Consider the following 9528-nt stretch of genomic DNA (forward strand, 5'->3'; position numbering starts at 1 on the left):
CGCCGTCAGGCGCCCGGGCCGCCGAACAGCTCGATGCGGTCACCGGGGGCGACGGACACGATGGCGCGCTTGGTGTCCTTGCGCTTGCCCATCACCGCGCCGCGCGAGCGCTTGCGCTTGCCCTGGCGGTTGATCGTGTTGACGGACAGCACCTTCACGTTGAAGACCTGCTGCACAGCGATCTTGATCTGGGTCTTGTTCGCGTCCGGGCGGACGATGAACGTGTACTTGTTCTCGTCCAGCAGCCCGTAGCTCTTCTCCGAGATGACCGGGGACAGCAGGACGTCCCGGGGGTCGCGGACGCTCATGCCTTCTCCTCGGTGGTCGCGGGCGCCATCGACGGCACCTCGCTGTCGATCTCGTGGGTCTCCAGGTCGGGGACCTCGGAGCTGCTGGCCCGCCCGCGGCCGCCCTTGACCGGGCCAGCGACGAACTCGGCCAGCGCGGCCTCGGTGAACACGACCTCGTCGGCGCAGAGCACGTCGTAGGTGTTCAGCTGCCCGGCCTCGATGAGGTGCACGTTGCCCAGGTTGCGCAGGCTGACCCAGTTCAGGACGTCGTCGCGGTCGAGCACGACGAGCACCTTCGCCGAGGTCGTGACGGCCTCCAGCGCGGCGCGGGCGGCCTTGGTCGAGGGCGCGTCGCCGGCGACGAAGGCGCTGACCACGTGCACGCGGTCCTCGCGGGCCCGGTCGGAGAGGGCAGCGCGCAGAGCAGCGGCCTTCATCTTCTTCGGGGTCTTCTGCTCGTAGTTGCGCGGCTGCGGCCCGTGCGAGATGCCACCGCCCTCGAACTGCGGCGCGCGCAGCGAACCCTGACGGGCCCGGCCGGTGCCCTTCTGGCGGTACGGCTTGGCGCCGGTGCCGCTGACCTGGGCGCGGGTCTTGGTGGCGTGCGTGCCCTGGCGCGCCGCGGCCAGCTGGGCCACGACGACCTGGTGCATGAGCGACAGGTTGGCGTCGGCGTCGAACAGCGCACCCGGGAGGGTGGCGGTCCCGCTCTTGGTGCCCGTCGCGTCCAGGACGTCGACGGTCTTGTCCGCGCGCTCGGCGGCAGACGTGGTCACTTCGCGTCACTCCCCACGGGGCCGCCCTTGACCGCGGAACGGACGAGGACCAGCCCACCCTTCGGACCCGGGACGGCGCCCTTGAGGAGCACCAGACCCTTCTCCGTGTCGACCTTGTGCACCTTCAGCGACAGGGTGGTCGTGGTGACCGCACCCATGCGCCCGGCCATGCGCAGACCCTTGAAGACCCGGCCCGGGGTGGCACAGCCACCGATGGAGCCCGGGGAACGGTGCTTGCGCTGCACGCCGTGCCCGGCGCCCAGGCCCTTGAACCCGTGGCGCTTCATGACACCGGCGGTGCCCTTGCCCTTGCTCTTGCCGATCACGTCGACGGTGGCCAGCTCGGCCAGCACGTCGGCGGTCAGCTCCTGGCCGACGGTGTAGTCGCCGGCGTCCTTGGTGCGCAGCTCGACCAGGTGCCGGCGCGGGGTCACGCCCGCCTTGGCGAAGTGCCCGCCCTCGGGCTTGTTCACCTTGCGCGGGTCGATCGCGCCGAACCCGATCTGGATGGCCGAGTAGCCGTCCACCTCGGGGGTGCGGACCTGGGTCACCACGCAGGGGCCGGCCTTGACCACGGTCACCGGCACGATGCGGTTGTTCTCGTCGAAGACCTGGGTCATCCCCAGCTTCTCGCCGAGGAGACCACGGAATGTGCTCGCCATTGTCCCGAAACCCTTACTGGATGTTCACGTCGACCGAGGCCGGCAGGTCGATGCGCATGAGCGCGTCGACCGTCTTCGGCGTCGGGTCGAGGATGTCGATGAGACGCTTGTGCGTACGCATCTCGAAGTGCTCGCGCGAGTCCTTGTACTTGTGCGGCGAGCGGATGACGCAGTACACGTTCTTCTCGGTCGGCAGCGGCACCGGGCCGACGACGCGCGCTCCGGTCTTCGTCACCGTGTCCACGATGCGCCGCGCCGAGGCATCGATGGCCTCGTGGTCGTAGGCCTTCAGCCGGATGCGGATCTTCTGTCCCGCCATCGCCTTGTCTCGCTCCTGCCGATCGGGTGGTGCTCGGGGTCATTGCTGGGTCGGTCGACCCGGGGTGTTCCCGGGGACGACCCGGGTGGTGGGCGGCGGCCGGTCAGGCCGCCGCCCACCGGGGACTCACTTGAGGATCTTGGTGACCCGGCCGGCGCCCACGGTGCGGCCGCCCTCGCGGATGGCGAAGCGCAGACCCTCCTCCATGGCGATGGGCTGGATCAGCTCGACCGTCATCTCGGTGTTGTCACCGGGCATGACCATCTCGGTGCCCGAGGGCAGCGTGACGACGCCGGTCACGTCCGTGGTCCGGAAGTAGAACTGCGGACGGTAGTTGTTGAAGAACGGCGTGTGCCGACCGCCCTCGTCCTTCGAGAGGATGTAGACCGAGCCCTCGAAGTTGACGTGCGGGGTGATCGAGCCGGGCTTCACGACGACCTGGCCGCGCTCGACGTCCTCGCGCTTGATGCCGCGCAGCAGCAGGCCCACGTTGTCGCCGGCCTGGCCCTGGTCGAGCAGCTTGCGGAACATCTCGACGCCGGTGACGGTCGTCTTGGTCGAGGTCGGGCGGATGCCGACGATCTCGATCTCCTCGGAGACCTTGACGATGCCGCGCTCCACGCGACCGGTCACGACGGTGCCGCGGCCGGTGATGGTGAAGACGTCCTCGACGGGCATGAGGAACGGCTTGTCGATCTCGCGCTCGGGCTCGGGGATGGAGGCGTCGACGGCGTCCATGAGCTCCATGAGCTTGTCGCCCCACTCGGCGTCGCCCTCGAGCGCCTTCAGCGCCGAGACGCGCACGACCGGCAGATCGTCGCCCGGGAACTCGTACTCCGACAGCAGCTCGCGGACCTCGAGCTCGACGAGCTCCAGGATCTCCTCGTCGTCGACCATGTCGGCCTTGTTCAGCGCCACCACGATGTAGGGGACGCCGACCTGGCGGGCCAGGAGCACGTGCTCCTTGGTCTGCGGCATGGGGCCGTCGGTCGCGGCGACCACGAGGATGGCGCCGTCCATCTGCGCCGCACCAGTGATCATGTTCTTGATGTAGTCGGCGTGCCCGGGGCAGTCGACGTGCGCGTAGTGGCGGTTCTCGGTCTGGTACTCGACGTGGGCGATGGAGATCGTGATCCCACGCGCCTTCTCCTCGGGCGCCTTGTCGATCTGGTCGAACGCGGACGCCTCGTTGAGGTTCGGGTACTTGTCGTGCAGGACCTTGGTGATCGCCGCGGTCAGCGTCGTCTTCCCGTGGTCGATGTGCCCGATGGTGCCGATGTTGACGTGCGGCTTGGTCCGCTCGAACTTGGCCTTGGCCACTGGGGTTCCTCTCTGGGTTGGTCTGTCGCAGTGCTGCGCGAGAACGGGTGCGGGCGGGTGCCCGCGGGTCGGGCCGCCGGAGGAGCGGCCCGGACCGGGTCCTACTCGCCGGTGGCCTTGGCGATGATCTCCTTGGCCACGTTGGCGGGCACCTCGGCGTAGGTGTCGAACACCATGGTGTAGCTCGCCCGACCCTGGGTGCGGCTGCGCAGGTCACCCACGTAGCCGAACATCTCCGACAGCGGCACCAGGGCCCGGACGACGCGGGAGCCGGAACGCTCCTCCATCGCCTGGATGGTGCCACGGCGGGAGTTGAGGTCGCCGATGACGTCGCCCATGTTCTCCTCGGGCGTGACGACCTCGACGGCCATCAGGGGCTCGAGCAGCGCGGGGCTGGCCTTGCGCGCGGCCTCCTTGAAGGCGGCCGAACCGGCGATCTTGAACGCCATCTCCGAGGAGTCGACCTCGTGGTAGGCGCCGTCCAGGAGCAGGGCCTTGACCCCGACCATCGGGTAGCCGGCGAGGATGCCGTACTGCATGGCGTCCTGCATGCCCGCGTCCACCGAGGGGATGTACTCCTTGGGGATGCGACCACCGGTGACCTTGTTCTCGAACTCGTAGGTCGCCGAGTCCGCGGTCATCTCCAGCGGCTCGAGGGCGATCTGCACCTTCGCGAACTGGCCCGACCCACCGGTCTGCTTCTTGTGGGTGTAGTCGTGCCGCTCGACGGTCTTGCGGATCGTCTCGCGGTAGGCGACCTGGGGCTTGCCGACGTTGGCCTCGACGTTGAACTCACGCCGCATGCGGTCGACCAGGATCTCCAGGTGGAGCTCGCCCATGCCGGAGATGACGGTCTGGCCGGTCTCCTCGTCCAGGCGGACCTGGAAGGTCGGGTCCTCCTCGGCGAGCTTCTGGATCGCCGTGCCCAGCTTCTCCTGGTCGCTCTTGGTCTTCGGCTCGATCGCCACCGAGATGACCGGCGCGGGGAAGGTCATCGACTCGAGGATCACCGGCTTCTGCGGGTCGCAGAGTGTGTCACCGGTGGTGGTGCCCTTCATGCCGTTGACGGCGACGATCTCGCCGGCGCCCACGCCGGCACGCTCCTCACGCTTGTTGGCGTGCATCTGGTAGATCTTGCCGACCCGCTCCTTGCGGTCCTTGGTGCTGTTGAGCACCGGGGACCCGGCGTCGAGCTTGCCGGAGTAGACGCGGATGTAGGTCAGCTTGCCCAGGTGCTGGTCGGTCTGGATCTTGAACGCCAGGGCCGAGAAGGGCTCGGACTCGTCGGCGTGCCGCAGGACCTCGGTCTCGCCGTCCAGCGCGGTGCCGACGATCGCCTCGACGTCCAGCGGGCTGGGCAGGTAGTCGGTGACGGCGTCGAGCATGGGCTGCACGCCCTTGTTCTTGAACGCCGAACCGGTGACGACCGGGTTGACCTCGCCGGCGATGGTGGACTTCCGGATCGCGGCCTTGAGGGTCTCGACCGGGATGTCCTCCCCGCCCAGGTAGGCCTCCATGATCTCGTCGTGGAAGTCGGCCAGGTTCTCGAGGAACTTGGTGCGGTACTCCTCGGCCTGCTCGGCGAGCTCGGCCGGGATCTCCTCGATGGCGTAGTCCTCGCCCAGCTTGGTCTCACCGCGCCAGGTCAGGGCCCGCATCTGCACCAGGTCGACGACGCCGATGAAGTCGCCCTCGGCGCCGATCGGGATCTGCAGCACCAGCGGGTTGGCGCCCAGGCGCTCGACCATCATGTCGACGCAGCGGAAGAAGTTCGCACCGGTGCGGTCGAGCTTGTTGACGAAGCACATGCGCGGCACGCCGTACTTCTCGGCCTGGCGCCAGACCTGCTCGGTCTGCGGCTCCACGCCGGCGACACCGTCGTACACCGCGACCGCACCGTCGAGGACGCGCAGCGAGCGCTCGACCTCGACGGTGAAGTCGACGTGCCCGGGGGTGTCGATGATGTTGATGTCGAAGCCGTTCCAGGAGCACTTCGTCGCGGCCGACGTGATGGTGATGCCGCGCTCCTGCTCCTGCTCCATCCAGTCCATCGTGGCGGCGCCGTCGTGGACCTCACCGATCTTGTAGTTGATCCCGGTGTAGAAGAGGATCCGCTCGGTGGTGGTGGTCTTGCCGGCGTCGATGTGCGCCATGATCCCGATGTTGCGGGTCTTGACGAGGTTGGCCATGTCCTGCCTCTCCTGCTCTGGTTCCTGACGCGGGTCCCCGGGGGTGGCCCGGGGTTCGCCGCGGGTGGCGGCTGGTGGCGCTGGTGGGTCTCACCAGCCGCCGGTGATCACCAGCGGTAGTGCGCGAAGGCCTTGTTGGACTCGGCCATCTTGTGCGTGTCCTCGCGGCGCTTGACCGCGGCACCGAGGCCGTTGCTGGCGTCCAGCAGCTCGTTCATCAGGCGCTCGGTCATCGTCTTCTCACGACGCGACCGGGAGTACTGGATGAGCCAGCGCAGGCCCAGGGTGGTGCTGCGCGAGGCACGCACCTCGATAGGCACCTGGTAGGTCGCACCGCCGACGCGGCGGCTGCGGACCTCGAGGGCGGGCTTGACGTTGTCCAGCGCGCGCTTGAGGGTCACGACCGGGTCGGTGTCGGTCTTGGCGCGGCAGCCCTCGAGGGCGCCGTAGACGATCGCCTCGGCGACCGAGCGCTTGCCGTCGACGAGCACCTTGTTCACCAGCTGGGTGACCAGCGGCGACTGGTAGACCGGGTCGGCGACGAGCGGACGACGCGGGGCAGGTCCCTTGCGGGGCATGTCAGCTCTTCTCCTTCTTCGCGCCGTAGCGGCTGCGAGCCTGCTTGCGACCACGAACCGCCTGGGTGTCCAGGGAACCGCGGATGATCTTGTAGCGGACGCCGGGGAGGTCCTTCACGCGGCCACCGCGCACGAGCACCATCGAGTGCTCCTGCAGGTTGTGGCCGACGCCGGGGATGTACGCGGTGACCTCGACGCCGCTGGTGAGCCGGACGCGGGCGACCTTGCGCAGCGCCGAGTTCGGCTTCTTCGGCGTCGTCGTGTAGACGCGCGTGCACACGCCGCGACGCTGGGGGGAACCCTTCAACGCCGGGGTCTTGGTCTTCTCGACCTTGTCCTCGCGGCCCTTGCGGACCAGCTGCTGGATCGTGGGCATGGGTGGCCTTGAACTCCTGCCTGCGCTGGGTCGTGCTCTGGATGAAGTACGTGCTGGTGTTCCTGCTGGTCCCGGGCCCGCCCGCACCCGCTCCCGGCCCCCGCGCTCGGGCGTGTCGCCCTTGCCGTGGACCGGTCAGGTGGATCGGGATCCGGTCACCCCTCGCGCCTGGCGCATGGTCCCCGCGCCCCGGTCGGACCGGAGCGGGACCCCCTGGCGGCGACCGGTCCGGGGACCGGGCGGACGCCCAGGTGCACTGCGATGAGGGAGCAGGCCCAGGTATCCCTGGGCACGGCTGACCACGATACCCGGGCGCTGTGACCCGGTCAAAGCCGGGTACGTCACGCCAGTGCGGGCGCCGCGGCCACCGGCCGCGACCCGCGGGGCGGGTCACCGGTGGAGCGGGCCCGGCCACGACGAGGGGGTCTGCACCCCCGGGCGGTGGCCGGCCGGGATCGAACCGCGGACGACGGTACCCGGCACCGGCCCGGCTGTCAGGCGCAGCGGCCGGGCGGGTCGCCGCGGGCGGCGGTTGTCGGACCCGCCACCTACGGTCGGTGCACGATCCGTCACAGCGCATCCCGGAGGCCACCGTGCACGTCGACACCGCCCGCGAGCTCAAGGCCGTCCTGTCCCGCCGGCTGGCCGAGGCCGCGCCGGGCACCGTCGTGGCCAGCGACGCCCCCGGCTCCTGGAGCGGGGTGGCCCTGGGCCTGGCGCCGGTGGGGCCGCAGCAGGTGCACCTGGCGGTGCGCGTGCTCGCCGACGCCGACGCCGCCCAGGTGCTCGACGCCCTCGACGAGGCCGCCCGCGCCGAGGTCGACGTCCGGGTGATCGGGCCGGTCCGCCCGCTGCGCTCCCCCACCCCCGAGCAGCTGCAGCGGCGCACTCGCCCGCTGGTGCCCGGCCTGTCGGTGGCACACCCCGCCGTCACGGCCGGCACGCTGGGCGGCTTCGTCCGGCGCGCCGGCACCGACGGGCTGCTGGTGCTGTCCAACAACCACGTGCTGGCCGACAGCGACGGGGCCACGGAGGGTGACCCGGTGCTCCAGCCCGGGCCGGCCGACGGCGGCACCGCCGCCGACCGGGTCGGCACCCTGACCGCCTTCGAGCGGTTCGTCGCCACCGGCAACCTGGTCGACGCCGCCGTCGCCGCCCTGGACACCGGGGTCGATGCCGACCCCGGCGGCTACCCGGGCGGCGCGCTGCTCGGGCAGGTTGTGCCTGCCGACGAGGTCGACCCGGACGAGGCGGTGGAGAAGGTCGGGCGCACCACGGGCCACACCCGCGGCCGGATCACCGCGGTGGAGGTCGACGGCGTGGGCGTGCAGTACGACGCGGGCGTCGTGCACACCTTCGACGACCAGATCGAGGTCGAGGGCCTGTCCGGGTCGTTCAGCGAGGGCGGGGACTCCGGCTCGGTCATCTGGCGCAGCAGCGACCGCGCGCCGGTCGGCCTGCTGTTCGCCGGCTCCGCGACCGGCGGGTCGGCCGGTGGCGGCGTCACCTTCGCCAACCCGCTGGCCACGGTGCTGCGGGTGCTCGGGCTGACCTTCGTCGCCTCGTCTTGAGGAGGACCCGTGCCCGCCGCTGGACCGCCCGCGGGCGCGGGTCCACCATGGAGCACGTGACCGACCGGAGCACCGCGCGCGCCGCCAAGGTGCAGCTGGCCGCCCGGCTGGCCGACGACCCGGGCGTGACCGGCGTCGGGCTGGCCCGGCAGGACGCCGACTACGTCCTGCGGGTCGACCTCACCGAGGCCTCCGCCGGCGCCCGGGTGCCCGGCCAGGTCGACGGTGTCGCCGTGGTCACCCGGGTCATCGGGTCCGTGCGCACGCTGCCCGCCACCTGACCCGCCGCACCCGTGGCAGGGTGCTGACTCGACGAGGGCGTCGGTGTGGACGCCCCGACGAGGAGGCACGCGTGCGCATCGGCATCCAGACCAGCTACGCCGGGGACTTCCGGCAGACCGCCCAGGAGATCGTCGACCTCGAGCAGGTCGGCCTCGACGTCGCGATGGTCGCCGAGGTCTACACCTTCGACGCGGTCAGCCAGCTCGGCTACCTGGCCGCGGTCACCGACCGGGTGGAGCTGATCAGCGCCATCCTGCCCATCTACAGCCGCACCCCGGCGCTGCTCGGCATGACCGCGGCCGGGCTGGACCTGGTCAGCGACGGCCGCTTCACCCTGGGCCTGGGCGCCTCGGGTCCGCAGGTGGTCGAGGGCTGGCACGGCGTGCCCTACGACGCGCCGCTGGCCCGCACCCGGGAGGTAGTGCAGATCTGCCGGTCGGTGTGGCGCCGCGAGCGGCTGGAGCACGTCGGCCCGAAGTACACGATCCCCCTGCCGGCCGACCAGGGCACCGGCCTCGGCAAGCCGCTGAAGCTGATCAACACCCCGGTGCGCGAGCGCATCCCGGTCATGCTGGCCGCGATCGGGCCCAAGAACGTGGAGCTCGCGGCCGAGATCGCCGAGGTCTGGGAGCCGATCTTCTTCCACCCGGAGAAGGCCGGCGAGGTGTGGGGCGACGCGCTGGCCGCCGGGAGGGCGAAGCGGGACCCGGCGCTGGGCGACCTCGGCGTCGTCGCGGGCGTCCCGGTAGCGATCGGGGAGGACGTCGGGCACCTGCTCGAGCTCGTCAAGCACGGCGTCGCCCTCTACGTGGGCGGGATGGGCGCGAAGGGCAAGAACTTCTACAACGACCTCGCCGTCCGCTACGGCTTCGCCGAGGAGGCGGCCACCATCCAGGACCTCTACCTGGCCGGCCGCAAGGACGAGGCCGCGGCAGCCGTCCCCGACGAGCTGGTGCGCCAGACCTCGCTGATCGGCCCGGAGTCCTGGGTGGCCGAGCGGATCGCGGCCTTCGCCGAGGCCGGTGTCACCACGCTGACCGCGCAGCCGCTGGACGACTCCCCCGCCGGCCGCCGGGCCAGCGTGGAGACCCTGGCCCGGCTCGCGCACTGACCCGTCGAGCAGGTCACGCACGCAGGAGGGCCCCGCACACCGGCCGGTGTGCGG

The 9528-nt window shown here is 70.9% G+C and carries 11 protein-coding genes; 3 read left to right on the plus strand and 8 right to left on the minus strand.

What is annotated here, in order from left to right; genetic code table 11:
* Window positions 1-5: 5 nt before the first annotated feature.
* From rplW to rpsL, 8 genes are all read right to left on the minus strand, one after another.
* Window positions 6-308: a 50S ribosomal protein L23 gene (rplW, locus tag NH342_RS09405; protein ID WP_153359824.1), complete on the minus strand. Its 303-nt coding sequence runs from the start codon at window positions 306-308 to the stop codon at window positions 6-8.
* A complete protein-coding gene (rplD, locus tag NH342_RS09410) occupies window positions 305-1066 on the minus strand; it encodes a 50S ribosomal protein L4 (protein WP_253014058.1) in 762 nt (253 codons plus the stop codon). Before rplD ends, rplW begins: the two co-directional genes overlap by 4 nt.
* The gene (rplC, locus tag NH342_RS09415; protein WP_253014071.1) at window positions 1063-1728 is read right to left on the minus strand and encodes a 50S ribosomal protein L3; all 666 of its coding nucleotides are present in this window, start codon (window positions 1726-1728) and stop codon (window positions 1063-1065) included. Before rplC ends, rplD begins: the two co-directional genes overlap by 4 nt.
* 13 nt (window positions 1729-1741) lie before the next feature.
* The gene (gene rpsJ / locus NH342_RS09420; protein WP_014742859.1) at window positions 1742-2047 is read right to left on the minus strand and encodes a 30S ribosomal protein S10; all 306 of its coding nucleotides are present in this window, start codon (window positions 2045-2047) and stop codon (window positions 1742-1744) included.
* Window positions 2048-2173: 126 nt separating this feature from the next.
* Window positions 2174-3367, minus strand: a complete 1194-nt coding sequence (gene tuf, locus NH342_RS09425) for an elongation factor Tu (protein WP_091061388.1) — start codon at window positions 3365-3367, stop codon at window positions 2174-2176.
* A 101-nt stretch (window positions 3368-3468) separates the two neighbouring features.
* Window positions 3469-5556 (minus strand): elongation factor G, encoded by a 2088-nt coding sequence (fusA, locus tag NH342_RS09430; RefSeq protein ID WP_253014073.1) that lies wholly within the window; start codon window positions 5554-5556, stop codon window positions 3469-3471.
* Between the two features lie 107 nt (window positions 5557-5663).
* Window positions 5664-6134, minus strand: a complete 471-nt coding sequence (gene rpsG / locus NH342_RS09435) for a 30S ribosomal protein S7 (RefSeq protein WP_091061384.1) — start codon at window positions 6132-6134, stop codon at window positions 5664-5666.
* Between the two features lies 1 nt (window position 6135).
* Window positions 6136-6510 (minus strand): 30S ribosomal protein S12, encoded by a 375-nt coding sequence (gene rpsL / locus NH342_RS09440; protein ID WP_055764615.1) that lies wholly within the window; start codon window positions 6508-6510, stop codon window positions 6136-6138.
* Window positions 6511-7067: 557 nt separating this feature from the next.
* Between rpsL and NH342_RS09445 the strand changes: the two genes are divergently transcribed.
* The 3 genes from NH342_RS09445 to NH342_RS09455 all read left to right on the plus strand — a co-directional run bounded on the left by NH342_RS09445 (window position 7068) and on the right by NH342_RS09455 (window position 9474).
* Window positions 7068-8081 (plus strand): S1 family peptidase, encoded by a 1014-nt coding sequence (locus tag NH342_RS09445; protein ID WP_253014075.1) that lies wholly within the window; start codon window positions 7068-7070, stop codon window positions 8079-8081.
* 56 nt (window positions 8082-8137) lie between these two features.
* The gene (locus tag NH342_RS09450; protein ID WP_253014077.1) at window positions 8138-8362 is read left to right on the plus strand and encodes a hypothetical protein; all 225 of its coding nucleotides are present in this window, start codon (window positions 8138-8140) and stop codon (window positions 8360-8362) included.
* Between the two features lie 71 nt (window positions 8363-8433).
* Entirely contained in the window at window positions 8434-9474 is a 1041-nt protein-coding gene (locus tag NH342_RS09455; protein WP_253014079.1) for an LLM class F420-dependent oxidoreductase, read from the plus strand.
* Window positions 9475-9528 lie beyond the last annotated feature (54 nt).

The organism is Klenkia sp. PcliD-1-E, assembly GCF_024124375.1.
In the GTDB taxonomy this organism is placed as follows: Bacteria; Actinomycetota; Actinomycetes; order Mycobacteriales; family Geodermatophilaceae; genus Klenkia.

Coding starts and splice junctions, on each gene's coding strand:
- rplW (WP_153359824.1), bottom strand. CDS start 308: ATGAGCGTCCGCGACCCCCGGGACGTCCTGCTGTCCCCGGTCATCTCG.
- rplC (WP_253014071.1), bottom strand. CDS start 1,728: ATGGCGAGCACATTCCGTGGTCTCCTCGGCGAGAAGCTGGGGATGACC.
- rpsJ (WP_014742859.1), bottom strand. CDS start 2,047: ATGGCGGGACAGAAGATCCGCATCCGGCTGAAGGCCTACGACCACGAG.
- fusA (WP_253014073.1), bottom strand. CDS start 5,556: ATGGCCAACCTCGTCAAGACCCGCAACATCGGGATCATGGCGCACATC.
- rpsG (WP_091061384.1), bottom strand. CDS start 6,134: ATGCCCCGCAAGGGACCTGCCCCGCGTCGTCCGCTCGTCGCCGACCCG.
- rpsL (WP_055764615.1), bottom strand. CDS start 6,510: ATGCCCACGATCCAGCAGCTGGTCCGCAAGGGCCGCGAGGACAAGGTC.